A 23,092-nucleotide genomic window follows, 5' to 3' on the forward strand; every position below is an offset into this window, starting at 1 on the left:
CCCTCTGCCCTGCCGGACATCTCCCCCGCAAGGGGGGAGATTGGCAGCTTCGCCGCCGCCGCGTTGGCAGAAGAAGACTCAGCCGCCGCCGCGTTCGACGAGGAAGCGATGGCCGCCCGATATCGCTGCCGTTTCGATCAATCGATGGCCGCTCTCGGTGCAGAAGGCGGGAATGTCGATGACGGCGAGGGGGTCAGTGGTTTCGAGCCACAGGCGGCTGCCCGGCTGCATTGTGACCAACCGCTTTTTTGCCTTGAGCACGGGCAACGGGCAGTTCAGGCCTTTGAGGTCGTAGACGGCGGCGGGGCTGGTTGAGGGCCTGTCTTCCTGGCCCCCATCTTCTTGTTCAGGCATGAAGCTCAGCCGCCGAACATGCCGAGCAGCTTCTTTTTCAGCCTTGTCGTCCTGCTTTCATTGGCATTCACCGCCTGCGTTGCAGCCGGGGCGGCATCGGGGGTCGACGCGATTGTCGCGGTAGCGACAGGCGCTTCGGCAGCAGCCCTGGCCTCCTCCTCTTCGGCCAGCGAATTGATCCTGGCCGTTTCCTTCTCGGCCAGAGCCTGAGCCTTGGCCGCCTGAGCCTTGGCCGCCTCTTTCTCGGCCTTGGCTGCTTCTATCGCGGCAAGCCTTTGCTCCTCGGCCTTCTGCTTGGCGGCTTTCTCGGCGTCGAGCGCGGCCATCTTGCGGCCCGCCGGCGAATCGATGCGGCCCATGCGCGCCGTCGCCGTCACCGAGCCGTCGGCGTTGAACGAAGGCGGATCGATCGGCACGCGTTCGCCGCGGGCGCGCTTCTTCGACCACTCGGAAACGATGCTGGCTTCCTTGATCCCGGCGATGGTCGGCTTGGGCGCCGGCACGCTGGCCTTGACCGCGCCGTTGAAAGCGGCTTCGTAGGTGCTCTGATAGGCATTGAAGGCGCTCTTCAGCGAATCCGGCTGCGTCGTCATGGGGCAGGCGCCGGTCGGATCGAAGGTCTCGCCGTCAGCCGCGACCTGGTTGAAGACATAGCGCTTCTCGCAGACATCGACCTTCGGCGGCACTTTGGTGATCTCGAAATTGTCGTAGCCGACCTTCAGCATCTTCCAGAATTCGTAGTTCGGATCCTTGCGATAGCGCGCCATGTTGGCGGCGGTCATGCGGAACGGAAAGGCCTGGATCTGGAACTCGGTCTGCCCGCCCTGGAAAGCGTCGCGGCCGAAGGCGTAGATCTGCTCGATCTGCGCGTCGGTCATCGAATAGCAGCCCGACGACGAGCAGGCGCCATGGACCATCAGATGCGAACCGGTGCGGCCATTGGCGCGATCGTAGACGTTGGGGTAGCCGATGTTGAAGGCAAGGTGGTAGCTCGACCGCGGATTCATCTGCGCCGGACGGACCGTATAGAAGCCTTCCGGCGCCTGGCGGTCGCCTTCGGTGTATTTGGGGCCCAGCTTGCCCGACCATTTGCAGATGTCGTAGCTGGCGACCAAATCGTAGCGGCCGTTGGTCTTGGCCTTCCAGATCTCGAGCTTGCCCTCTTCCTTGAAGATGCGGGCCATCACCGGCGAGGTGCGGGTCATCCCCTTGGCCTTCATGCTGGCCAGGATCTTGTCGGGCAGCGGCTTGTTGGCGTGGGGGGCAAAATCCTTCATCGAAGAATCATTGCAGCCGGCGACGCCTATCGCGGCAATCAGAAGTGCGGTGCGGGCGAGCTTTGCAAACATGGGTATGGCTTTGTCTTTTCTTTCGGACCGCAGGCATCAGCGCCGTCAGGCCCAACCTAAGCCCGTTAACCTTGAAAATTCCTTACCGCAAGCGCCGGGCCTTCTGGCAATCCGATTGAAACGAACGCAGCGGCATTTTTGTGGCGGAAGTGCTCAATCTCGCCACATTGCGGCGCTGACACCCGTATTGCGGTCCGTCCAATTGAAATCCACCGGCCTTGCTTGACCATGATCTTTTCCGAAAGCGGTTTCCACTTTTGCTCCGCTGGCCTTCGTTTCGGGATAATGTCTAGAGGTTTCGGCCCATAGAAAGGTATTTCTCGCGGCGCTGCTCGCGAAAATCGGTGTTGGCGCCGGAGAATTCCTTCATCGTTTTCGCAATGAGATCGCCGGTGGCGGCAATCACTGTTTCCGGGCCACGATGGGCGCCGCCGAGCGGTTCGGGAACGATGGCGTCGATGATCTTCAGCTCCAGCAGATCCTGGGCGGTGATCTTCATGTTGGTCGCCGCATCCTTCGAGCGGGTGGTGTCGCGCCACAGGATCGAGGCGGCGCCCTCCGGCGAGATCACCGAATAGATGGCGTGCTCGAGCATGTAGACGCGGTTGGCGGTGGCGATCGCGATGGCGCCGCCCGAGCCGCCTTCGCCGATGACCACCGAGATCGACGGCACCTTCAGGCCGAGACAGGCCGAGGTCGAGCGGGCGATGGCTTCCGCCTGGCCGCGCTCCTCGGCATTGACGCCGGGATAGGCGCCGGCCGTGTCGACCAGCGTCAGCAACGGGATATTGAATCGGTCGGCGAGTTCCATCAGCCGCACCGCCTTGCGATAGCCCTCCGGCCGCACCGAGCCGAAATTATGTTTTAGCCGGCTGGCCGTGTCCGAGCCCTTTTCCTGGCCGATGATCGCCACCGGCTCGCCGCGGAAGCGGGCGAAGCCGCCGACGATCGCCTGGTCCTCGCCGAAATTGCGGTCGCCGGCAAGCGGCGTGAAATCGTTGAACAGGCCCTTGATGTAGTCGACGCAATGCGGCCTGTCCGGATGGCGCGCCACCTGCACTTTCTGCCACGGGGTCAGTGCCTTATAAGTGTCGCGCAAGGCGTCGCGCACGCGTTTCTCGAGCCGGCTGATCTCATCGCCGACGTCGACAGCCTCGCCATTCTCGGCGAGCTTCTTCAACTCGAGAATCTTGCCTTCAAGATCGGCGACCGGCTTTTCGAAATCGAGGTAATTGTACATGCTTGGGCGGACCGATAAGCCGGGAGGCAATGACTGACGGAACCTGGGAAATAGAGGCTCCGGGCGGTGGAACGTCGTCCTCACATAGCGATATGACGCCTAGTCGGCAAGCGGATGATGATCGTTGACCAGCCGCACCAGCCGCTCCTCCAGCACATGTGTGTAAATCTGCGTCGTTGAAATATCGGCATGGCCGAGCAACTGCTGCACGGCCCTGAGATCGGCGCCGTTCTGCAGGAGATGGCTGGCAAATGCATGGCGCAGCACATGCGGCGATATTTTCGCCGAGGCGATGCCGGCCCGCGCGGCAAGGCCCTTCAGGTCGCGGGCGAAGACCTGCCTGGAGAGATGGCCACTGTCGCTTGCCGCCGGAAACAGGAACGGGCTATCTGCCAAAGCCGGCACTGTTGTACGGGCAGCGAGCCAGGCCCGCATCGCCACGCGCGCCTTTGCCGACAGCGGCACCATACGTTCCTTGTCACCCTTGCCGCGCACCATGAAGAAACGATCGTCGCGCAGCGCCACCGTCACCGGCAGGCCGACCAGTTCGGAAACCCGCAGGCCGGTGGCGTAGAGCACCTCGACCAGCGCATGCAGGCGCAGCGCCGCCAGGCCGTCGCCATCGTTCAGCGAGGCGTCAGCCGCCTCCTGCGCCGCACGGTCGATCAGCTTGCCGGTGTCGGCCTCGCTCATCGTCTTCGGCAGCGGCCGGCCCTTCTTCGGACTGTCCAGGGTTCCGGTCGGGTCGTCGCGGCGCAGGCCTTCAGCATAGAGGAACTTGAAGAACTGGCGGATCGCCGACAGCTTGCGCGCCTGCGAGGTGGCGGCAAAACCGCGTGCGGCTATATCGTCGAGATAGTTGCGGATATCGGCGGCGGCGGCGCCAGCGAGCCCGCCGTCGATCTCGACTGACGCGTCTTCGAGGTCGCGGCGATAGCTGGAAAGCGTGTTTTCGGCAGCGCCGCGCTCGGCGCTCATCATTTCCAGAAAGGCTTCGATGCGGGCCGCGCTGTTCATGTCTCTCAGTTTTTCTTGGGAATAAGCTTTTCGGCAGGGATGCGCACGCTCATTTCGGCCGTTCTCGGCTCGACGAACATCGCCAGAGCGAACATCGCGCCATAGACAATGCCGGCCAGAATCGTGAGCGTCACGACAAAGCGGAACAGTGTCGGCATCAATTTTCGCCCGTCTTGTTGTTCTGCGTTTCCAAACCCTGTGCCCTTATGAGACGCCAATCCGGCCAATTCAAGGGCGAAGCTCGGACCCGCCGCCGCGCCACGCTTGACGCAATCAGGCTTTTGATGTCGATACGCCGGCAAAGAGGGCCCAAGCAGGCATCGTGGGCTAGCTCATGAAAGCCTGCCTGGATTGTTTGGCTTGTCGCAGGTTCTGTCGCAAACCTGGGATACTTTTACGGAACCTGCTTGGAAACATCATGGTGTCATGAACGCGCTGCCAGCCAATCCTCCCGATGAGAGCCATGCTGCGCTGCTCGGCCGGCTGGGCAGCCGTTCCATTGTCTTTGTCGGCCTTATGGGCGCCGGCAAGACGGCGATCGGGCGCAAGGTGGCGGCGATGCTGGGACTGCCTTTCATGGACAGTGATCAGGAGATCGAAAGCGTGTCGCGGATGAGCGTCCCGGAACTGTTCGAACGCTATGGAGAGCCCGAATTCCGGGCGCTGGAGCAGCGCGTCATCCTGCGCGTATTGGAACACGGCCCGCAGGTGCTGTCGACGGGCGGCGGCGCCTTCATGAGCGCGCAGACGCGGGAGGCCATTGCCGGCCATGGCGTCTCGGTTTGGCTGAAGGCCGAGATCGACCTTCTGATGGACCGCGTTTCCAAGAAGCAGAACCGGCCGCTGCTGAAAAGCGCCGATCCGCGTGCCGTGATCGAGCGGTTGATGGCCGAGCGCTATCCGGTCTACGCAACCGCCGATGTCACCGTGCCGACCCGCGACGATCGCAAGGAGATCATCGCCGCCGAGGTGGTGAACGCGCTTTGCGGGCATTTCGGCGTGGCAGCCGCGACAGGCGAGGCGCGCTCGTGAGCAGCAATGCGACAGTCACCGTCGAAGTCGGGCTCGGCGATCGCGCCTATGACATATTGATCGGCTCCGGCCTGCTGTTGCGCGCCGGCACCGAGATTTCGCGCCGCCTGCCCGGCACGCGCGCCGCGGTGGTCACCGACGTCAATGTCGCCGCGGCACACCTCGAGACGTTGAAGGCCGGCCTTGAAAAGGGCGGCATCCAGCCCGCCGTCATCACACTGCCGGCGGGGGAAAAGACCAAGAGTTTCGCGCATCTCGAAGAGGTAGTGGACGGCGTGCTCGCCGCAAGACTGGAACGCGGCGATGTCGTCGTCGCGCTCGGTGGCGGTGTCATAGGCGATCTGGCCGGATTTGCCGCCGGCATCGTGCGCCGCGGCATGAATTTCGTGCAGATCCCGACTTCGCTGCTGGCGCAGGTCGACTCTTCCGTCGGCGGCAAGACCGGCATCAACAGTGCGCGCGGCAAGAACCTCGTCGGCGTCTTCCATCAGCCGAAACTGGTGCTGGCCGACACCGAAGTGCTCGACACGCTGCCGATCCGGGAATTCCGGGCGGGCTACGCCGAACTCGCCAAATACGGGCTCATCGATCGCCCCGACTTCTTCGCCTGGTTGGAGGAAAACTGGGGCAAAGTGTTCGCCGGCGGCCCGGAGCGGACCGAGGCCATCGCCGAAGCCTGCCGCGCCAAGGCCGATGTCGTCGGCCGCGACGAGTTCGAGACCGGCGACCGCGCGCTGCTCAATCTCGGCCACACCTTCGGCCACGCGCTCGAGGCCGCCACCCGATATGACAGCGCCCGTCTCGTCCACGGCGAGGGAGTCGCCATCGGCATGGCGCTGGCTTATCGCTTTTCGTCACGCCTCAACCTGGCAAGTCCCGACGATGCGGTGCGCGTCGAGGCGCATCTTCGCGCCGTTGGCCTGCCATGGCGCATGGCCGATATTCCGGGAGAATTGCCTGACGCTGAAGCGCTGCTTGCCTTCATCACCCAGGACAAGAAGGTATCGCGCGGCGCGCTGACCTTCATCCTGACGCGCGGCATCGGCCAGGCCTTCATCGCCAGGGATGTGCCGGCGTCGGAAGTGCTGTCGTTTCTGACGGAGAACCATCCGGGTCAGCAGAAGAGCCGCCCGGGTCGGCCGAGAGGCCGACCGGGATGAATGAGGCCGGCTGGATTGTCGCTGCTGTCCTGGCCGGGCTCGGTCTGCTCGCTTTTGCCTTTCGCGCGCGCCTGCTCGCTGCCTTCGGCTATGAACTGCAGCGCATCGAGCCGCAGCATTCGAACCATGATGAATCGCACGGCGCCGTCGACGATTTTCGACGCGACGGCCAGGTGGTGCGCGAGGGTCGCGCCCGCATCGGCCGCCTGTCCGATCTCGACGAACTCGAAGTGTCCGATGTCATGGTCCACCGCACCAACATGCGCTCGGTGAATGCCGACAATGCGCCGGAGGCGGTGGTGCGCGAGATCCTGCAGAGCCCGCATACCCGCATGCCCTTGTGGAAGGGCTCGCTCGACAATATCGTCGGCGTGCTGCATGCCAAGGACCTGCTGCGCGCGTTGAACGATGTCGGCAACGACTTTTCCAAGATCGACGTGATGAAGATCGCTTCAAAACCGTGGTTCGTGCCCGATACCACGACGCTGCAGGAACAGCTCAACGCCTTCCTGCGGCGCAAGGCGCATTTCGCAATCGTCGTCGACGAGTATGGCGAGGTCGAGGGCCTGGTGACGCTGGAGGACATCATCGAGGAGATCGTCGGCGAGATCGCCGACGAGCACGATATCGACGTGCAGGGCGTCAAGCAGGAAGCCGACGGCTCGGTCGTCGTCGATGGCACTGTGTCGATCCGCGACCTGAACCGGGCGCTCGACTGGGACCTGCCGGACGAAGAAGCCACCACCATTGCCGGTCTTGTCATCCACGAGACGCAATTGATCCCCGACGAGAAGCAGGCGTTCACATTTCACGGCAAGCGCTTCGTCGTCATGAAGCGCGACAAGAACCGGATCGCAAGGCTGAGGATCAGGCCGGCCGGCGAGATTTAGTTCTGGTAGTAGTTCGGGTAGGTTCTTTCGCGGCTAACCAATCCTGACTGGACGCTCGCCGCGCCGGCACTTTCGACTGGGCTGGCTGGAGATGACGGTGATCGATCGGCGAACCCTGCTTTTGATGTCGATGGCTTTGTTGACGGACAGCGCTTCAGCGGCGTCGCGCCGGCTTTCGCCATCTCCGCAAACCGTTGACTACGGACCGGCCAGGCTCGACATCTACGCGCGCACGGGCGAAAACTCCCTGCCTGTGATCCTTTTCATCCATGGCGGTGCCTGGCGCGCCGGCAGTCGCAGCAACGTCGACGTCAAGCCGGACTTCCTGCTCGACAATGGCTTCTGCTTCGTCTCGATCGACTACCGGATGCTGCCCGAGGCTGATGTCGCCACCCAGGCCAATGATGTCGAGCAGGCCTATCGCTACGTGCGCGCCACCATCGCCGGATACGGCGGCGATCCGAACCGGATAGCGGTGATGGGCCATTCGGCCGGCAGCCATCTCGCCGCACTGACCGGGCTGCGCGGCGGCCTGCCCGGCGTCGCGGCGCTGGTACTGAACGATACCAGGGCTTATGATCTGGAGGCGCTTGCGAGGAGCGGCGGCATGACACCGGCCTATGCAAAGGCCTTTCCCGACCCGGCGCAGTGGCGAGCGCTGTCGCCTGCCACCCATGTCGGGAGCCGCAAACATCCGCCGACCTTCATCGCCTATTCGCGCGCAATGGGTCGTGCGGCAGCCTCACGGGCCTTCGCCGAGCGCCTGCAGGCGATCGGAACGGAGGTGACACTGTTCGACGGCAGCGCCTATTCGCACATGTCGATCAATCGCGATTTCGGCGACGAAGGCGACGCCCTGACCCGTGCGGTGATGATTTTCCTGAAGGCGGCGCTTGGCTGAGGCCTACCACCTGGTCTTTTCGTCCGGCGCGGCCGGCTCGATCGCCAGCGCATGGACACCAGCCTTCAATTCGTCGGCCAGCAATGCGTTGACCGCACGGTGGCGCTCAATGCGGCTCATGCCGGCAAAGGCTGAGGAGACGATGCGGACGCGGAAATGCGTCTCACCGGTGCCGTCATAGGTGCCGTGATGGTCGGAGTCCTGATGGTGATGGCCGGCATGGAGATGGCTTTCGTTGATGATGACCAGCCGCTCCGGCGAAAACGCCTTCTTCAACTTGCCTTCCATCGTCGACTGTATGGACATTCGTACTTCCCTTCACCACATATGGCCGGCGCATGAACCCCGAAAATCGGCGCCCTTTGCGCGTCCGGAAGGACGCGCGGTGCCGCCGCCCGCGACAAAATTCGCCGATCGCCCGCTTTATGCCGCGATTCAGCGGTTAGGGCGATCATCGCGAAAATGTCAATTCTTGTTTCGCACCAGCGAACAGCCCATAAATGGGTGAGATGAAACCGTACCCCAAATATTTTGAGAAAATTCGCATCCGCCCGGAGAAGGATGCGGAGCTGAAGTCTCGTTCGCCGATCTGCCAGTGGGACGGTTGCAAGGAGGCCGGCACCCATCGCGCGCCGGTCGGGCGCATGAAGGAGGGCGAATATTTTCAGTTCTGCTTCGATCATGTGCGCGAGTACAACAAGGGCTTCAATTATTTCTCCGGTGTCCCCGATACCGAGATCGCCCGCTTCCAGAAGGAAGCGATGACCGGCCACCGGCCAACCTGGAAGATGGGCGTCAACGGCGCCTCGACGCGCTCCTCGCCCGATTTCGCCCAGCAGCGCTCCGGCCGCGCCGGCTACTACAACCGCATGCGCGATCCGTTCGACCTGTTCAAAGGCCCGAAGGATCCACGCGAGGCGCGTGAGCGCAAGGCCAAGCCGCTTGAGGCCAAGGCGCTGGAAACGCTTGGCCTTGATACAAAGGCGACTGGCAAGGATATCAAGGCGCGTTATAAGGAACTGGTGAAACGCCACCATCCGGATGCGAATGGCGGCGACAGAGGTTCGGAAGACCGGTTCCGCGATGTGCTCCAGGCCTATCGCGTGCTCAAGCAGGCAGGATTGTGCTGAGCGACCTCCGTGTCGTTTTCCAACTTTCATAAGGTTGGAAAAGGCTTTAAGACCGCCCCCGAACAAAATCGATTGCCGGCGAAGTCAGGCGTTCGCCCGTGGAGACGTTGATAGAGATGAACAAGGTCGATCGCGACATCGCCAACCTGCCCGACACCACCGTGCCGGTGAAGGAGAAATTCGGCTTCGAGTCCAAGATGGTGGTGCCGGCCTATTCGGTGACGAGCGAGCATGTGCCCGACATCGATCCCGACTATCTGTTCGACAAGAACACGACGATGGCGATCCTCGCCGGCTTTGCCTACAACCGCCGCGTCATGGTGGCGGGCTATCACGGCACCGGCAAGTCGACGCATATCGAGCAGGTCGCCGCCCGCCTCAACTGGCCTATGGTGCGCGTCAATCTCGACAGTCATGTCAGCCGCATCGACCTCGTCGGCAAGGACGCCATCGTCGTCAAGGACGGGCTGCAGATCACCGAATTCCGCGACGGAATCCTGCCCTGGGCCTACCAGCACAATGTCGCGCTGTGCTTCGACGAGTACGATGCCGGCCGTCCGGACGTGATGTTCGTCATCCAGCGCGTGCTGGAATCGTCCGGCCGGCTGACGCTGCTTGACCAGAGCCGGGTCATCCGCCCGCATCCGGCGTTCCGGCTGTTTTCGACCGCCAACACCGTCGGTCTCGGCGATACAACCGGCCTCTATCACGGCACCCAGCAGATCAACCAGGCGCAGATGGACCGCTGGTCGATCGTCACCACTCTGAATTATCTGCCGCACGACAATGAGGTGAACATCGTGCTGGCCAAGGCCAAGCATTATCGCGATGCTAAGGGCAAGGAGATCGTCAACAAGATGGTGCGTGTCGCCGACATGACCCGTTCTGCCTTCATCAATGGCGACCTGTCGACCGTCATGAGCCCGCGCACGGTCATCACCTGGGCCGAGAATGCCGAGATCTTCGGCGATATCGGCATGGCGTTCAGGCTGACCTTCCTCAACAAGTGCGACGAACTGGAACGCTCGCTCGTCGCCGAGTTCTACCAGCGGGCCTTCGGCCAGGATCTGCCGGAGAGCGCCGCCAACGTGGTGCTGGGCTAAGCATGGCTCGATTCCGATTTTCGGGGTCATGCTCCAGGGAATGATCGATGGCGGGTCCGGGCGACAACACGCGCAACAAGTCGAAGACGGGTTCTGAAGCCGACAGCTTCAAGCGCGCCGTCACCGTCTGCATGCGCGCAATTGCCGGCGACAAGGACCTCGAAGTCGGTTTCGCCAAGGATCGGCCGGCGCTGGCCGGCAGCCGCGCCCGGCTGCCTGAACTGCCGAAAAAAGCCTCGAAGGCCGACATCGCCATCACCCGCGGCCTCGGCGATTCCATGGCGCTGAAGCGCGCCTGCCACGACGCGCGCATCCACACCAGGCTGGCGCCGGAGGGCAAACAGGCCCGCGCCATCTACGATGCGGTCGAGCAGGCCCGCGTCGAGGCGATCGGCTCCCGCGCCATGCAGGGCGTCGCCGACAATATCGGCTCGATGCTCGAGGACAAATACGCCAGGGCCAACCTCATCGACGTCAAGGACAAGGCCGATGCGCCGATCGAGGAGGCGCTGGCCCTGATGGTGCGCGAAAAGCTGACCGGCCGCGCCGTGCCGAAGAGCGGCGAGCGGCTGGTCGACCTCTGGCGCCCTTGGGTCGAGGAGAAGGCCAGCGCCGATCTCGACGGGCTGTCGGCAAAGCTCGACGACCAGCAGGGCTTCGCCCGTGTCGTGCGCGAGATGCTGGCTTCCATGGAAATGGCCGAGGAACTCGGCGACGACCAGGAGACCGAAGACAGCGAGGACAATGACGACAACCAGCCGCAAGGCGAGGAGCAGAGCGAAGAGGGTGGTGAGGACGATTCCGGCTCGGAGCAGTCGCAGTCCGAGGACACCGAGGCGTCGTCCGACGACGAGCAGGCCGCCGAGACGGAGGCATCCGATGCCACCGCCGACGACCTGTCCGACGATGACGACGCCGATGCCGAGACGCCCGGCGAGGCGCGCCGCAACGACAATCCCTTCACCAATCTGTCGAAGGAGATCGACTACAAGGTCTTCACCACCGCCTTCGACGAGACGGTGGGCGCGGAGGATCTGTGCGAAGAGGAAGAGCTGGATCGGCTGCGCGCCTTCCTCGACAAGCAGCTTGCCAATCTGTCCGGCGTCGTCGGCCGGCTGGCCAACCGGCTGCAGCGCCGCCTGATGGCGCAGCAGAACCGGTCCTGGGATTTCGATCTCGAAGAGGGTTATCTCGATCCGGCGCGGCTGGTGCGCGTCGTCATCGACCCGATGCAGCCGCTGTCCTTCAAGCAGGAGCGCGACACCAAGTTCCGCGACACGGTGGTGACGCTGGTGCTCGACAATTCGGGCTCGATGCGCGGCCGGCCGATCACGGTCGCCGCCACCTGCGCCGACATTCTGGCGCGCACGCTGGAACGCTGCGGCGTCTCGGTCGAGATCCTCGGCTTCACCACCCGCGCCTGGAAGGGCGGGCAGGCACGCGAGAAATGGCTGAAGGAAGGCAAGCCGCCCAACCCCGGGCGGCTCAACGATCTGCGCCACATCATCTACAAATCCGCCGACCATCCGTGGCGGCGGGCGCGGCGCAATCTCGGCCTGATGATGCGCGAGGGCCTGCTCAAGGAAAACATCGACGGCGAGGCGCTGCTGTGGGCCCACAACCGCCTGATCGCGCGGCCGGAGCAGCGCAAGATCCTGATGATGATCTCGGACGGCGCGCCGGTCGACGATTCGACGCTGTCGGTCAATCCGGGCAACTATCTCGAACGGCATCTGCGCGCGGTGATCGAACTGATCGAGACGCGCTCGCCGGTCGAGCTCCTGGCCATCGGCATCGGCCACGACGTTACCCGCTACTATCGCCGCGCCGTCACCATCGTCGATGCCGAGGAACTGGCCGGCGCCATGACCGAGCAACTGGCCTCGCTGTTTGGCGAGGAAAACATGCGCGACACGCGACGCGGCGGTATGCGGCGCGCCGGATGATTTTTTCGCGGGGCGGCTTTCGGCAGACGCTTTTCGCCGCCACAGCGCTGTCCGTTGCCAACATCGCCTTGTCGCCTCCCATCGCCGCCGGCACCGTTTCGGTCGAGCCGATCGAAATCTCGGCACGGCTGATAGACCGGTTTCATATCGGCGGTGACGAAAAGCGGTTCGGCCCGCTCGAATTCGTCGGCGGCCTGGAAATGACCTCGCCGTCACGCGATTTCGGCGCGTTGTCGGCGTTTCGCTTCCACAAGCCCGGCAGTGATTTCATCGGCGTCGCCGACACCGGTTTCTGGTTCTTCGGCACCGTCACCCATGATGCCGACAAGCGCCCATCGGGGTTCCGGAATTTCCGTATGCAGCAGATGGCCGACGCGGCGGGCCAGCTGATCGACGAGAAATGGGAAGTCGACGCCGAAGGCCTTGCGGTCAAGGACGGCATTGCCACGGTCGGCTTCGAGCGCAACCACCGCGTCGCCCAGTTCAAGGTCGACCCGCACGACATGAAGCCGCCGTCCAGGCAATTGGATTTCCTGGTTCCTGCCTGGGAGCTCCGACGGAATCGTGGCTTTGAGACCATCACCCACGCCGATCCTCACGGCCAGCACGAAGGCGGGCTGGTCGTGGTCTCGGAAAAGAGCCTCGACAAATCAGGCAACATCTATGCGGCTGTTATCGAAGGGCCGCACAAGGGCGTCTTCACCGTCAAGCGCAACGGCAATTTCGACATTACCGACGGCGCCTTCCTGCCGGACGGCGACCTCTTGCTTTTGGAGCGCAGCTTTTCGATGGCCGGCGGCATCAAGATGCGGCTGCGGCGCATCTATGGCGAAAGCGTCGAGAGGGGCGCCGTTGCCGACGGGCCGGTGCTGATGGAAGCCGACATGGGCTACCAGATCGACAATATGGAAGGGCTCGACGTCTGGACCCGCGACGACGGCGCGCTGATGGTTTCGCTGGTCTCGGACGACAACCACTCGGTGCTACAGCGTAATCTCTATCTGGAATTCATCCTGCACGAGGATTGAGAACTTGCAGCCGTCGATTGGCTGATGGCGAGGCTATCGTCTCGCGCTCTTCGATGTTTCGCAGCGTCGCAAAGAGGGTTCGGCCTATTGCCCGTTGGTTGCGATCCAGATGACGTGGCGTGCCCCGCGCCTGCCATTGGCGCGGACCTTGACTTCCTCGACCGCGAAGCCCGCCTGCTTGAGCCTCCGCGTAAAACCGCTGTCAGGTCCCTGCGACCAGACCGCCAGCACGCCGCCGGGCTTGAGCGCTGCTCTCGCGCTGATCAGCCCGGCTATGCTGTAAAGGGCATCGTTGGCCTTGTGGACGATCCCTTCCGGCCCATTGTCGACGTCGAGCAGGATGACATCCCAGGCCGAGGCTTCCGATCGGACGATCTGCCCGACATCCGCCTCGCGAATGGTCACGCGCCGATCGTCGAGACAGCCGCCGAACAGCGAGGCCATCGGGCCGCGCGCCCACGCTGCCACGGCGGGCACCAACTCGGCGACAACGATGCCGGCATCAGCGCCAAGCTCAGCAAGCGCGGCGCGCAGCGTGAAACCCATGCCCAGCCCGCCGATCAGGATTTTCGGCTGCCTGCGGCCGGCAATCCTCTGGCAGGACAGCCTCGCCAGCGCTTCCTCGGAGCCGCTGAGGCGGCTGTTCATCAACTCGTTCGAGCCGAGCATGATCGAGAACTCGGCGCCGCGTTGTTTCAGGCGCAACTGGTGGTTGCCGTCAGGCGTTTTCGCGCTATCGAGTTGGACCCACGGGATCATGCTCGAGAGCCTGTGAGCATGATCTTTTTCTCTATGCCGCCAGTGCCGGCTGGCTCCAGCGGGCGGCAAGCAGCCGGTAGGGGATCAGCGCCACCACGGCGATGATCAGCTTCACGCCGAGGTCGCCGAGCGCCCATGATACCCAGCGCATCGCCTCGACCGGCAGCACGCCCATCAGCGGCGCGGTTTCGAGCGCAAAGCCATCGTTCGGGCCAGCGAAGGCGAAAGCCGCCGAAAAGGCGATCGTGAAGAACACGGCGGTGTCGAACACCGATCCGACCAGCGTGCCGACGATCGGCGCCCGCCACCAGCTCTGCCGGCGCAACCGGTTGAACACGGTCACGTCGAGCAGTTGCGCGATCAGGAACGCGGTGCCGGAAGCCGCCGCAATGCGCACCAGCCGGTCGGCGGCCGTCTCGAACTCGATCAGACCGTAGCGGAACAGCAAGGGCGGGATGACGACCGAGCAGATCACTGCCGCCGTGAAACCGACAAACACGATCCGGCGCGCCACAGCCGGGCCGTAGCGGCGATTGGCAAGGTCGGTGACCAGGAAGGAGAACGGGTAGGTGAAGGCGCCCCAGGTCAGAATGTCGGCCAGCGACAGGCCGCCGACTGCACCCTGCAGCGGGAATTGCACGAGAATGTTCGACGCCACCACGACAAGCGCCATGGCCGCAACAAAGGGCAGGTATCGGGAGAAAAAACTCATTTTTTTATCCTGGGTAATGGAACCAGCGGGGTGTCATGCCGAGTTCGGACGACACTCCTCAGAAGGCGGCTGCCAGAGAAATCAAGCGGCCGGCTGTTCGGCAAGCTTCTTGGCGATCTGCTTCTTCAGCAGCCGCGCGCGCTGCGACAGCTCCTTGGCGTCGGCCTTTGCCAGGAACGCATCGAGGCCGCCGCGATGCTCGACCGAACGCAGCGCGTTGGCCGAAATGCGCAGGCGCACATTCTGGTTCAGCGCTTCCGAGATCAGCGTCACATTGACGAGATTGGGCAGGAAGCGGCGCTTGCTCTTGTTGTTGGCGTGGCTCACATTGTTGCCGGACATGACTGCCTTGGCAGTGAGTTCGCAGGTGCGGGACATGGTTCTAAACCTTCAGTTCTCGGTCTGGCCAAACATTCGACCCGCGCCGGGTGGCGCGCGGTTTCGGTCAGGCGGCCTTATGGAAAAAGTTGGCGTTCCATAGTTGCATTTCGCCGATGCGTCAAGCTCCGGCTTGCGCGCGGGTGTGACAGCGCCTTTCACATAGAGGGCCTTTCACATAAAGGCCGAAATTCAGTCTATAAGCGGTCGCACAAGGAGATGCCAGGCTGAAGTTGTGCGCTTCTGTTGAAAATCGAGGATCGATCCCGCCATGCTTCGTTCGTGTCATGCCCTCCTTGCCTCGCTCGCCGTGGCGCTGCCGACGGCGACGTCCGCCGCCACGCCACAATCCTTCAAGGGCGAGTACACGGTCTCGGTCCACGGCTTCTCGGTGGCCAAGGCAAGCTTTTCCAGCAGTTACGAAGGCGATGCCTATTCGATCGAGGGCAGCGTCTCCAGCGCCGGCCTCGCCACAATTTTCGACGACACGCGTGGCACGGTTTCGTCAAAGGGCAAGATTTCGGGCAAGCAATTGCAGCCGCAGGCGTTCCGCGCCGACTACAAGTCGGGCGACAAGGCATCGATGATCGATATCCAGTTCGCCAACGGCGCTGTTACCGCGACGAAGGTCGTACCTGCGCCGAAGAAACGCAATCCCAAGAACTGGATACCGCTGGCCGCCAGCCATCTCGCCTCGGTGCTCGATCCGATGGCCGCCACCGTCATTCCCGCCGATAGCCTCGACAAGGTCTGCGGGCGCACGGTGAAGCTCTATGATGGCGAGATGCGTGCCAATCTGACGCTGACCTACGAGTCGAAAGGCTCGACCTCGGTGCGCGGCTACGAGGGCGATACCGTCACTTGCAGGCTGGATTTTGAGCCGGTGGCGGGTTATCGCAAGAACCGCAAATCCCTGGATTACCTGAGAAAGCGCAGCCGCATCATGGTGACGTTTGCACCGGTCGGCCAAACCGGCGTATATGCGCCGATCCACGCCACGGTCGGCACGAAAATCGGCACTCTCACCGTCAGCGCGGAGCGGTTCGAAGCGACAGATTAGGCGCGATCGCGCGCCGCCGGAGACGGACATGGGGCGCGCAACACTGATCGGCTTCTCGGCGGTCGCCATGTGGGCGCTGCTGGCGCTGCTTACGGACGCTTCCGGCGCGGTGCCGCCATTCCTGCTTTCGGCGATCACCTTCACGATTGGCACCGGCGTCGGGCTCGTCGCGCGGCTGTTCACGCCGGCGGCCGCCAGCCGGCAGAAGATACCGCCGCAAGTATGGGTGATCGGCATTGCCGGCCTGTTCGGCTATCACTTCTTCTATTTCACCGCGCTGCGCAATGCGCCGGCGGTGGAGGCGAGCCTCATCGCCTATCTGTGGCCGCTGCTGATCGTGCTCGGATCGGCGCTGATGCCGGGCGAGCGGCTGGCGTGGAACCATGTCGTCGGCGCACTGCTCGGCCTTGCCGGCACTTTCCTGATCGTCACCAAGGGCGGCGGGCTTGCCTTCGACGCACGCTATGCCTTCGGCTATGCGATGGCCGGCTTCTGCGCCGTGCTGTGGGCGTCCTATTCGCTGTTGTCGCGCCGCTTTCCGTCGGTGCCGACCAGCATTGTCACCTGGTTCTGTGCGGCCACGGCAGCGCTTTCGCTTATCTGCCATCTCATGCTGGAAGAGACGGTGCTGCCTGTCGGCGCCGGCCAGTGGCTGGCCGTGCTCGGCCTCGGCCTGATGCCGGTGGGCGCCGCCTTCTACGCCTGGGATATCGGCGTCAAGCGCGGCAACATCCAGGTGCTGGGCGCGGCAAGCTATGCCGCGCCGCTGCTGTCGACGCTGGTGCTGATATCGGCCGGTTTCGCCGAGCCGTCCCTGCGCATCCTCGCCGCCTGCGTGCTGATCACCGGCGGGGCAGCGCTTGCGGCGAAATCGCTGTTATTGCGCAAGCAGGCTGCGAGCGAGGCCGGGGCGTGATGCCGTTCCCCGGCGGCATCGATGCCAACGCCAACGCGACGCTGCTGTTTTCGCTGGCGGCGGCGGTGATCTACGCCTTCACCATCGACATGCCGCCGAAGCTTGCGCGTTCTGCGATCAAGGCACTGGCCGTGGCAATGCTTGCCGTGCTGGCCTCGCTGCAGGGTGGTCCGTGGCTGCTTGTCGCGGCACTGGCGTTGAGCGCCATCGGCGATGCGTTGCTGTCACGCGACGGTGAAAAGGCCTTTGTCGGCGGGCTGGCCAGTTTTCTCGTGGCGCATGGGCTTTACATCGCGCTGTTCCTGCGCTCCAGCGATGGGGTCGGGCTGTTTTTGGCCGAGCCGTGGCGGGCGGCGATTGCCGGGGCAATGGCCGTGTTCGCGCTCACCATGCTTTTTGCGCTCTGGCGTCGCGTCGGCCCCGCCCTGCGCCTTCCGATCAGCGTCTATATCGCGACAATTTTTGCCATGGGCATTTCGGCCCTCACTCTGAGCAATTTCTGGGTCGTCGGCGGCGCCGTGCTGTTCATGGCGTCCGACGGGCTGCTCGCCTCGGAAAAGTTCCTGCTGACCGCCATCTCGCCGCACCGTACCTGGACGCGCCACGCGGTCTGGGTGCTGTATTATGCCGCCCAGCTGGGGATCACGATGGGTTTCCTGCTGGGTTAGGTATGTCGATAATCAGGTGATGCCGGCCTGCAAAACGGCGGTTTCCTGCGCTTCCGGTACTCACGTACCCAAACGTACGCTCCGTTCCGGTTCTCGGAATCCACCTGTTTGGTCGCTTCGCGCCCGTCTTCGACGCCGGCTCGGCCTGACCTGAATCTCAACATACCTAGCCCGGATATGTGTGAGATATCCCGACTAGGGCGTTCCCGGCTGCCAGCCCGGCTCGGCCAGCTCGAAGGCGGCGAAATCGAAGCCCGGCGCCACGGTGCAGCCGACCAGCGTCCACTCGCCTAGGCTGCGTGCCGATTGCCACCAGCCTGCCGGCACAACGATCTGCGGCCGCTCGCCCGCCGCCAATGCCGTGCCGAGCACCTGCTCGATCACCGGCCCGTTTTCCCGATGCATCGACAGTGCCAACGGGGCACCAGCATAGAAATGCCAGACCTCGGCGGTGTCCTTGACGCGGTGCCAGGCCGATACTTGCTCCTGCTCCAAAAGGAAGTAGATCGCGGACGAATGGCCGCGCGCGCCTTCCGCGCCATCGCGGAAGGTTTCGGCATACCAGCCGCCTTCCGGATGCGGTTTCAGGCCGAGCGTCGCGATGATTTCGGCGGAACTGGTCATGAGCGCACCACAGGGCTCAGAAGTTGTCCTTGCGCTTGCGAATTTCGGCGAACACTTCGGCGTCGGAGGCGTTCTCCATGCCGAGATGCTTGCGGATTGCCGGATCATGCCAGCGCAGGAACGGATTGGTCGAAAGTTCCTCGCCGATCGTGGTCGGCAGCGTCGGCTTGCTGTCGGCGCGCAACGCCTCGATTTTTGCAGCGCGCTCCTTCAACGCCGAATTGGTCGGGTCGACGGTCAGCGCGAAGCGGACGTTGGAAAGCGTGTATTCATGGCCACAATAGACGACCGTCTCGGCCGGAAGTGCCGCGAGCTTCTTCAACGAATCGTACATCACCGGCGGCTTGCACTCGAACAGCCGGCCGCAGCCGAGCGCAAACAGCGTGTCGGCGGTGAACGCCACTTTCGACGCCGGCAGATGATAGGAGACATGGCCCGCCGTGTGGCCGGGCGTGGCGATCACGTCGATCCTCTCCTCGCCGAGGTGGATGACCGAACCCTGCTCGACGGTTTCGTCGATGCCGGGAATTTTTGCGTGTTCCGCTTCCGGTCCGACGATGCGCAGCTTGAACCGCTCCTTCAACGCCAGATTGGCCTCGACATGGTCGACATGGTGATGCGTGGTCAGGATCATCGTCGGCGTCCAGCCGGTACGCTCGATCGCGGCCAGGATCGGGGCCTCCTCGGGCGCGTCGATGATCGCGGTCTGGCCGCTTTTCGGGTCATGCACCAGCACGCCGAAATTGTCGCTGCGGCACATGAATTGTTCGATTTCAACCGGCATGGCGTCTCTCCACTAGGAGCGGTTCATCGTTTCACGGAACGCCGAACCGCTCTATCTCTTTGTTTTTGCGCAATTCCGGACGGAAAACCGTTTCACACTTTTCCTGGAATTGCTCTAGAGCGCCGTATGTCCAGTTGGACGCACAAAGAACGCTCTAACACTTTTATCTGCTGCATCGTGCTTTCCGAATCGAAACCGATTTCGGGCCGATGCAGTAGTCGCCGCAGACATAGGGCGCTTGCCCACGGTTGTCATCCGCCTTTGTTGAACTTGGATAGCATCGAAGATAGCGTGCCGCGCATGCATTCCGATATCATCGACCTTCGCTCGTTTTATTCGACCACGCTCGGGCGATTGGCCGAACGCTCGATCACCATGGCTTTGTCCTCGATATGGGCTGTCGTGCCCAATGAGCGGCTGGTCGGCCTCGGTTACACCTTGCCGTGGCTGGAGCGGTTCGGCACCGACGCCGAGCGTGTCTTTGCCTTCATGCCGGCAACGCAAGGCGCGGTGGTCTGGCCGGCCACCGGGCCGACCGCGACCGCGCTGGTCTTCGATGAGGAATTGCCGCTGGTCGACGCCTCCATCGACCGCATGCTGCTCGTCCATTCACTCGAACATGCCGAGAACCCGCGCGAGACGCTGAACGAAATCTGGCGGGTGCTGTCGCCCGCCGGCCGCGTCGTCATCGTCGTGCCCAACCGGCGCGGTGTCTGGGCCCGTTTCGAGCATACGCCGTTCGGCAGCGGCCGGCCCTTTTCGCGCGGCCAGCTCACCGAATTGCTGCGCGAAGCAAACTTCACGCCCGCGGCCTGGTCCGACGCCCTGTTCTTCCCGCCATCGCGGCGACGCTTCATGATGAAGTTCCACAATGTGCTGGAGCGCGCCGGCCGCAGGTTCTGGCCGATCTTTTCCGGCGTCATCGTGGTCGAGGCGCAGAAACGGCTCTATCAGGGCGTGCCGGTCGTCCAGCGCGCCTCTCGCCGCGTCTTCGTGCCGGTTTTCTCGCCGCATGGCGCCACAAGGCTCGGTCGGATATCGCCGACCGGGAACGCGCTGTTGCCGGGCCGTCGATGACGTTTTCGTGAACGGATTCACGCTTTTTTCCCACCTATCTGTCGTGGGCGGGTTTTGGTACCTGATTGAGTCGACTTGTTCACCGGTTTCAGCACCGCTTGCGAATTCAAGGGTCTTCATCAATGGCTGATCATCCGGATTTCGAGGCCAGCGCCAAGCCGATTGCCGCGTCGGTCGAGGCCAGCAGCCTGCGCGACCAGCTGGCGACAATCAGGCTGGCGCTGGCGAGGTCGCCGATCCGCAAACAACTGCTCTGGGCCTGCGTCGGCATCGTCGCCGTCATTGTGGCAACCTCGATCGGGCAGGTTCTGCTCAATCGCTGGAACGAACCGTTCTACGACGCGCTGGCTCGGCGCGATATGCAGGGTTTCCTGCACCAGCTTCTGGTGTTTGCCGCCATCGCCGGCGGGCTTGTGGTGCTCAATGTCGGCCAGACCTGGCTCGACCAGACGATCCGGCTGAAGCTGCGTGAGGCGTTGACCGTCGATCTGATCGGTGAATGGATGCGGCCGGCGCGCGCTTTCCGGCTCGCCAACGCCGGCGCCATTGGCGTCAACCCCGACCAGCGCCTGCAGCAGGATGCCGGGCATCTCTCCGATCTTTCCACCGGTCTCGGCATAGGGCTATTGCAGTCGTTCATTTTGCTTGTTTCGTTCGTCGGCGTCCTATGGTCGCTGTCTTCCGGCTTCGTCTTCCATATCGGCGGCTATTCCCTGGCGATTCCGGGCTACATGGTGTGGGCCGCGATCCTCTATGCCGGCACCGCCTCCTGGCTGAGCTGGCTGGTCGGACGGCCGCTCATCCGCTTCAACAGCGACCGCTACACGCGCGAGGCCGAACTGCGCTCCTCGGTGGTCCGCGTCAACGAGAATGTCGATGCCATCGCGCTTGCGCACGGCGAGGACGACGCGCGACGACGGCTTGAGCTCGACCTCGGCACGGTGCTGGGCGCGATGCGGCGCATCTACAGCGCCCAGATCAATCTTTCCTGGGTGACCGATACCTATGGCTGGATCACTGTCGTCGCGCCGATCCTCGTCGCCTCGCCGGTCTATTTCGCGGGTGATATCAGCTTCGGCGGGCTGATGATGGCTGTCGGCGCCTTCAACCAGGTGCATTCCTCGTTGCGCTGGTTCATCAACAATATCGGCGGCATCGCCGATTGGCGCGCCACGCTGATGCGCGTCGCCGATTTCCGCATCGCGCTTGCTGAAACGGATGTGCTCCACCACACCGAGAGGCGCATCGAGTTCGGCGAAAATCCGGACGGCAGGCTGACATTCGAGAACCTCGAGATTGCGTCGCGGGATGGATGCACGAAGCTCGCCGAGCCGCATGTCGAAATCCGTGCCGGCGAGCGCGTCATGATCACCGGAGATCCGCGCGCCGGCAAGACGCTGTTCTTCCGCGCCATTGCCGGCCTGTGGCCGTGGGGAAGCGGGCGGATCGGCATGCCGGCCGGAGATGTGCCCGCCTTCGTTCCCCGCAAACCCTATTTCCCGCTCGGCACGCTGCGCGAGGTGCTCAACCACGCCGATGCGGCGGTCAGCGACGCCGAGATCTCGGCGGTGCTTGCCGAGATCGGTCTCGGGCGTCTGTCGTCCTCGCTCGACCGGTCGGCGCGCTGGGAGCGCGAATTGAGCGATGACGAGCAGCGCCTGCTTGCCTTTGCCCGGCTGGTCTTGCGGCAGCCGAAATGGGTGATCATCGACGAGGCGTTGGACACGTTCGACGGCGCGACGCTGCGGCGGGTGCTGTCGATGCTGGAGGCACGCCTTGCCGACGCCGCGATCCTCAATATCGGCCGTGGCCAGCAGAATATTGAATTCTTCCCGCGCTCATTGGCGATCGTGAAAGACGTCGAGCGACCGGCTCTCAAACCAGTCCGCGTCAGGGCCGGCGCGATCGAACCACCCCCGGCCGTCGCCAAAGCCGACCAACAGGCATAGCCGGCTGTACAGCCAAGCTTTATTTTGCCGTGATCGCGGCGAAAGATTGCCGGTATCGTTCGGAAGCCTGCGGCATTGGACCATGCTTGATGCGCGGAAAGCGCGTCCCGGTGAAGAGATTCATGCGACACGCTTTAAATCTTTGTTTCGATGCTTGTCGTTACCCCAAAACCGCTGCGAACTTTTGGGCGGCATGCATTAGCCTGCTTGCCTGCCTTGCCTGCGCCCAGGCAGCACCACTGGCCGCGCCCGCCGACACCATTGCGGTGGACGTCGAACTGGTGCTGGCGGTCGACATCTCGCACTCGATGGACGAAAAGGAATTCGCCCTGCAGCGCGCCGGCTATGTCAAGGCACTGCGCCACCCCGACTTCATCAATGCGGTGCGTTCGGGTGTGACCGGCCGCATTGCGCTGGCCTATTTCGAATGGGCAGGCACCGTCCGCGACGATGCGATCATAGCCTGGCAGGTCATCGACGATGCTGAGAGCGCCGAGGCATTCGCCGACAAGATCGAGGCGCGCCCGTTCAGGAGCTTTCGCGGCACCTCGATTTCCAGTGCGCTCGCCTTCGGCGCCAAGCTTTTGGATGGAGCCGCTTTCGACGCGAAGCGCAGCGTCATCGACATCTCAGGCGATGGCCCCAACAATATCGGGATGCCCGTCACCACGACACGCGACGCCGCGATAGCAAAGGGCATCGTCATCAATGGCCTGCCGATCCTGATCAGCCCGTCGCCCAGTTTCAGCCATCTCGACCAATACTATGCCGAGTGCGTCACAGGCGGGCCAGGCTCCTTCGTGCTCCCGGTCTATGCCGCTTCGGAATTCGTGACAGCCATACGCCGCAAGCTGGTCCTCGAGGTCAGCGGTGTTGCCGATCCCAAGGCCGGCCCCGGATACGTCTCGGTCGATGCGGCAGCACCGGTCGACTGTTTGCAAGGCGAGCGCGGTCGGCGGTTTTTCTCCGATCCGTATTTTCCGGAACTTGATCGCTAATTAGAATGGGCCGACGA

Annotated in this window: 25 protein-coding genes; 14 read left to right on the forward strand and 11 right to left on the reverse strand. The window is 63.4% G+C overall.

What is annotated here, in order from left to right; translation table 11 throughout:
• Window positions 1-78: 78 nt before the first annotated feature.
• The 5 genes from NMG80_RS11955 to NMG80_RS11975 form a co-directional block, all read right to left on the reverse strand.
• The gene (locus NMG80_RS11955) at window positions 79-354 is read right to left on the reverse strand and encodes a sulfurtransferase TusA family protein (RefSeq protein WP_254018269.1); all 276 of its coding nucleotides are present in this window, start codon (window positions 352-354) and stop codon (window positions 79-81) included.
• A gap of 5 nt (window positions 355-359) precedes the next feature.
• Window positions 360-1,703, reverse strand: coding sequence for a L,D-transpeptidase family protein (locus NMG80_RS11960; protein ID WP_254018270.1), 1,344 nt, complete (start codon window positions 1,701-1,703; stop codon window positions 360-362).
• Between the two features lie 289 nt (window positions 1,704-1,992).
• A complete protein-coding gene (locus NMG80_RS11965) occupies window positions 1,993-2,943 on the reverse strand; it encodes an acetyl-CoA carboxylase carboxyltransferase subunit alpha (protein ID WP_254018271.1) in 951 nt (316 codons plus the stop codon).
• A gap of 99 nt (window positions 2,944-3,042) precedes the next feature.
• A complete protein-coding gene (locus tag NMG80_RS11970; RefSeq protein ID WP_254018272.1) occupies window positions 3,043-3,960 on the reverse strand; it encodes a site-specific tyrosine recombinase XerD in 918 nt (305 codons plus the stop codon).
• Window positions 3,961-3,965: 5 nt separating this feature from the next.
• Window positions 3,966-4,118: a histidine kinase gene (locus NMG80_RS11975; protein WP_254018273.1), complete on the reverse strand. Its 153-nt coding sequence runs from the start codon at window positions 4,116-4,118 to the stop codon at window positions 3,966-3,968.
• Between the two features lie 268 nt (window positions 4,119-4,386).
• Between NMG80_RS11975 and NMG80_RS11980 the strand changes: the two genes are divergently transcribed.
• From NMG80_RS11980 to NMG80_RS11995, 4 genes are all read left to right on the forward strand, one after another.
• Window positions 4,387-4,992, forward strand: a complete 606-nt coding sequence (locus NMG80_RS11980) for a shikimate kinase (protein WP_254018274.1) — start codon at window positions 4,387-4,389, stop codon at window positions 4,990-4,992.
• A complete protein-coding gene (gene aroB / locus NMG80_RS11985) occupies window positions 4,989-6,152 on the forward strand; it encodes a 3-dehydroquinate synthase (RefSeq protein WP_254018275.1) in 1,164 nt (387 codons plus the stop codon). Before NMG80_RS11980 ends, aroB begins: the two co-directional genes overlap by 4 nt.
• A complete protein-coding gene (locus NMG80_RS11990) occupies window positions 6,149-7,042 on the forward strand; it encodes an HlyC/CorC family transporter (protein WP_254018276.1) in 894 nt (297 codons plus the stop codon). Before aroB ends, NMG80_RS11990 begins: the two co-directional genes overlap by 4 nt.
• A 97-nt stretch (window positions 7,043-7,139) precedes the next feature.
• Window positions 7,140-7,943: an alpha/beta hydrolase gene (locus NMG80_RS11995; protein ID WP_254018277.1), complete on the forward strand. Its 804-nt coding sequence runs from the start codon at window positions 7,140-7,142 to the stop codon at window positions 7,941-7,943.
• A gap of 3 nt (window positions 7,944-7,946) precedes the next feature.
• Here NMG80_RS11995 and NMG80_RS12000 read toward each other — a convergent pair whose 3' ends face one another.
• Window positions 7,947-8,249, reverse strand: coding sequence for a BolA family protein (locus tag NMG80_RS12000; protein WP_077372975.1), 303 nt, complete (start codon window positions 8,247-8,249; stop codon window positions 7,947-7,949).
• A 194-nt stretch (window positions 8,250-8,443) separates the two neighbouring features.
• Between NMG80_RS12000 and NMG80_RS12005 the strand changes: the two genes are divergently transcribed.
• From NMG80_RS12005 to NMG80_RS12020, 4 genes are all read left to right on the forward strand, one after another.
• Window positions 8,444-9,073, forward strand: coding sequence for a J domain-containing protein (locus tag NMG80_RS12005; protein WP_036262308.1), 630 nt, complete (start codon window positions 8,444-8,446; stop codon window positions 9,071-9,073).
• A gap of 116 nt (window positions 9,074-9,189) precedes the next feature.
• Complete coding sequence (cobS, locus tag NMG80_RS12010) at window positions 9,190-10,176, forward strand: cobaltochelatase subunit CobS (protein ID WP_254018278.1); 987 nt, start codon at window positions 9,190-9,192, stop codon at window positions 10,174-10,176.
• A gap of 47 nt (window positions 10,177-10,223) precedes the next feature.
• Window positions 10,224-12,122, forward strand: a complete 1,899-nt coding sequence (cobT, locus tag NMG80_RS12015; RefSeq protein WP_254018279.1) for a cobaltochelatase subunit CobT — start codon at window positions 10,224-10,226, stop codon at window positions 12,120-12,122.
• Window positions 12,119-13,150, forward strand: coding sequence for an esterase-like activity of phytase family protein (locus NMG80_RS12020; protein ID WP_254018280.1), 1,032 nt, complete (start codon window positions 12,119-12,121; stop codon window positions 13,148-13,150). Before cobT ends, NMG80_RS12020 begins: the two co-directional genes overlap by 4 nt.
• A gap of 84 nt (window positions 13,151-13,234) precedes the next feature.
• Here the strand turns inward: NMG80_RS12020 and NMG80_RS12025 are convergent, their stop codons facing one another.
• From NMG80_RS12025 to rpmB, 3 genes are all read right to left on the reverse strand, one after another.
• Window positions 13,235-13,909 carry a spermidine synthase gene (locus NMG80_RS12025; RefSeq protein WP_254018281.1) on the reverse strand — a complete coding sequence of 225 codons (675 nt, stop codon included), beginning with the start codon at window positions 13,907-13,909 and terminating at the stop codon, window positions 13,235-13,237.
• Window positions 13,910-13,940: 31 nt separating this feature from the next.
• Window positions 13,941-14,621, reverse strand: a complete 681-nt coding sequence (locus NMG80_RS12030; protein ID WP_254018282.1) for a queuosine precursor transporter — start codon at window positions 14,619-14,621, stop codon at window positions 13,941-13,943.
• A gap of 81 nt (window positions 14,622-14,702) precedes the next feature.
• Entirely contained in the window at window positions 14,703-14,999 is a 297-nt protein-coding gene (gene rpmB / locus NMG80_RS12035; RefSeq protein WP_023797188.1) for a 50S ribosomal protein L28, read from the reverse strand.
• A 271-nt stretch (window positions 15,000-15,270) separates the two neighbouring features.
• Here rpmB and NMG80_RS12040 point away from each other — a divergent pair, with 271 nt between their 5' ends.
• From NMG80_RS12040 to NMG80_RS12050, 3 genes are read left to right on the forward strand one after another with little or no spacing between them, the layout of a single operon-like run.
• Window positions 15,271-16,059: a DUF3108 domain-containing protein gene (locus NMG80_RS12040; RefSeq protein ID WP_254018283.1), complete on the forward strand. Its 789-nt coding sequence runs from the start codon at window positions 15,271-15,273 to the stop codon at window positions 16,057-16,059.
• A gap of 28 nt (window positions 16,060-16,087) precedes the next feature.
• Window positions 16,088-16,975: an aromatic amino acid exporter YddG gene (gene yddG, locus NMG80_RS12045; protein WP_254018284.1), complete on the forward strand. Its 888-nt coding sequence runs from the start codon at window positions 16,088-16,090 to the stop codon at window positions 16,973-16,975.
• Window positions 16,975-17,643, forward strand: coding sequence for a lysoplasmalogenase family protein (locus NMG80_RS12050; RefSeq protein WP_254018380.1), 669 nt, complete (start codon window positions 16,975-16,977; stop codon window positions 17,641-17,643). Before yddG ends, NMG80_RS12050 begins: the two co-directional genes overlap by 1 nt.
• Before the next feature lie 195 nt (window positions 17,644-17,838).
• Here NMG80_RS12050 and NMG80_RS12055 read toward each other — a convergent pair whose 3' ends face one another.
• Window positions 17,839-18,267, reverse strand: coding sequence for a cupin domain-containing protein (locus tag NMG80_RS12055; RefSeq protein WP_254018285.1), 429 nt, complete (start codon window positions 18,265-18,267; stop codon window positions 17,839-17,841).
• Between the two features lie 16 nt (window positions 18,268-18,283).
• Window positions 18,284-19,051 carry a hydroxyacylglutathione hydrolase gene (gene gloB, locus NMG80_RS12060; protein WP_254018286.1) on the reverse strand — a complete coding sequence of 256 codons (768 nt, stop codon included), beginning with the start codon at window positions 19,049-19,051 and terminating at the stop codon, window positions 18,284-18,286.
• Window positions 19,052-19,351: 300 nt separating this feature from the next.
• On the opposite strand from gloB, the gene NMG80_RS12065 reads away from it, so the two are divergent.
• The 3 genes from NMG80_RS12065 to NMG80_RS12075 all read left to right on the forward strand — a co-directional run bounded on the left by NMG80_RS12065 (window position 19,352) and on the right by NMG80_RS12075 (window position 23,075).
• On the forward strand, window positions 19,352-20,128 hold the full coding sequence (locus NMG80_RS12065) for a class I SAM-dependent methyltransferase (protein WP_254018381.1): 777 nt from the start codon (window positions 19,352-19,354) through the stop codon (window positions 20,126-20,128).
• Window positions 20,129-20,250: 122 nt separating this feature from the next.
• Window positions 20,251-22,077: an ABC transporter ATP-binding protein/permease gene (locus NMG80_RS12070; RefSeq protein ID WP_254018287.1), complete on the forward strand. Its 1,827-nt coding sequence runs from the start codon at window positions 20,251-20,253 to the stop codon at window positions 22,075-22,077.
• A 122-nt stretch (window positions 22,078-22,199) separates the two neighbouring features.
• The gene (locus NMG80_RS12075; protein ID WP_254018288.1) at window positions 22,200-23,075 is read left to right on the forward strand and encodes a DUF1194 domain-containing protein; all 876 of its coding nucleotides are present in this window, start codon (window positions 22,200-22,202) and stop codon (window positions 23,073-23,075) included.
• The last annotated feature ends 17 nt before the right edge of the window (window positions 23,076-23,092 follow it).

This window comes from Mesorhizobium escarrei, assembly GCF_935825525.1.
GTDB lineage: Bacteria > Pseudomonadota > Alphaproteobacteria > Rhizobiales > Rhizobiaceae > Mesorhizobium > Mesorhizobium escarrei.

Coding starts and splice junctions, on each gene's coding strand:
- cobS (WP_254018278.1), top strand. CDS start 9,190: ATGAACAAGGTCGATCGCGACATCGCCAACCTGCCCGACACCACCGTG.
- NMG80_RS11965 (WP_254018271.1), bottom strand. CDS start 2,943: ATGTACAATTACCTCGATTTCGAAAAGCCGGTCGCCGATCTTGAAGGC.
- NMG80_RS11955 (WP_254018269.1), bottom strand. CDS start 354: ATGCCTGAACAAGAAGATGGGGGCCAGGAAGACAGGCCCTCAACCAGC.
- NMG80_RS12065 (WP_254018381.1), top strand. CDS start 19,352: ATGCATTCCGATATCATCGACCTTCGCTCGTTTTATTCGACCACGCTC.
- NMG80_RS11980 (WP_254018274.1), top strand. CDS start 4,387: ATGAACGCGCTGCCAGCCAATCCTCCCGATGAGAGCCATGCTGCGCTG.
- NMG80_RS12000 (WP_077372975.1), bottom strand. CDS start 8,249: ATGTCCATACAGTCGACGATGGAAGGCAAGTTGAAGAAGGCGTTTTCG.
- NMG80_RS11970 (WP_254018272.1), bottom strand. CDS start 3,960: ATGAACAGCGCGGCCCGCATCGAAGCCTTTCTGGAAATGATGAGCGCC.
- gloB (WP_254018286.1), bottom strand. CDS start 19,051: ATGCCGGTTGAAATCGAACAATTCATGTGCCGCAGCGACAATTTCGGC.
- NMG80_RS12020 (WP_254018280.1), top strand. CDS start 12,119: ATGATTTTTTCGCGGGGCGGCTTTCGGCAGACGCTTTTCGCCGCCACA.
- NMG80_RS12055 (WP_254018285.1), bottom strand. CDS start 18,267: ATGACCAGTTCCGCCGAAATCATCGCGACGCTCGGCCTGAAACCGCAT.
- NMG80_RS12040 (WP_254018283.1), top strand. CDS start 15,271: ATGCTTCGTTCGTGTCATGCCCTCCTTGCCTCGCTCGCCGTGGCGCTG.
- NMG80_RS12005 (WP_036262308.1), top strand. CDS start 8,444: ATGGGTGAGATGAAACCGTACCCCAAATATTTTGAGAAAATTCGCATC.
- NMG80_RS11960 (WP_254018270.1), bottom strand. CDS start 1,703: ATGTTTGCAAAGCTCGCCCGCACCGCACTTCTGATTGCCGCGATAGGC.
- NMG80_RS12050 (WP_254018380.1), top strand. CDS start 16,975: ATGCCGTTCCCCGGCGGCATCGATGCCAACGCCAACGCGACGCTGCTG.
- NMG80_RS11990 (WP_254018276.1), top strand. CDS start 6,149: ATGAATGAGGCCGGCTGGATTGTCGCTGCTGTCCTGGCCGGGCTCGGT.
- NMG80_RS12025 (WP_254018281.1), bottom strand. CDS start 13,909: ATGATCCCGTGGGTCCAACTCGATAGCGCGAAAACGCCTGACGGCAAC.
- NMG80_RS12070 (WP_254018287.1), top strand. CDS start 20,251: ATGGCTGATCATCCGGATTTCGAGGCCAGCGCCAAGCCGATTGCCGCG.
- NMG80_RS12030 (WP_254018282.1), bottom strand. CDS start 14,621: ATGAGTTTTTTCTCCCGATACCTGCCCTTTGTTGCGGCCATGGCGCTT.
- cobT (WP_254018279.1), top strand. CDS start 10,224: ATGGCGGGTCCGGGCGACAACACGCGCAACAAGTCGAAGACGGGTTCT.
- NMG80_RS11975 (WP_254018273.1), bottom strand. CDS start 4,118: ATGCCGACACTGTTCCGCTTTGTCGTGACGCTCACGATTCTGGCCGGC.
- NMG80_RS12075 (WP_254018288.1), top strand. CDS start 22,200: ATGCGACACGCTTTAAATCTTTGTTTCGATGCTTGTCGTTACCCCAAA.
- rpmB (WP_023797188.1), bottom strand. CDS start 14,999: ATGTCCCGCACCTGCGAACTCACTGCCAAGGCAGTCATGTCCGGCAAC.
- yddG (WP_254018284.1), top strand. CDS start 16,088: ATGGGGCGCGCAACACTGATCGGCTTCTCGGCGGTCGCCATGTGGGCG.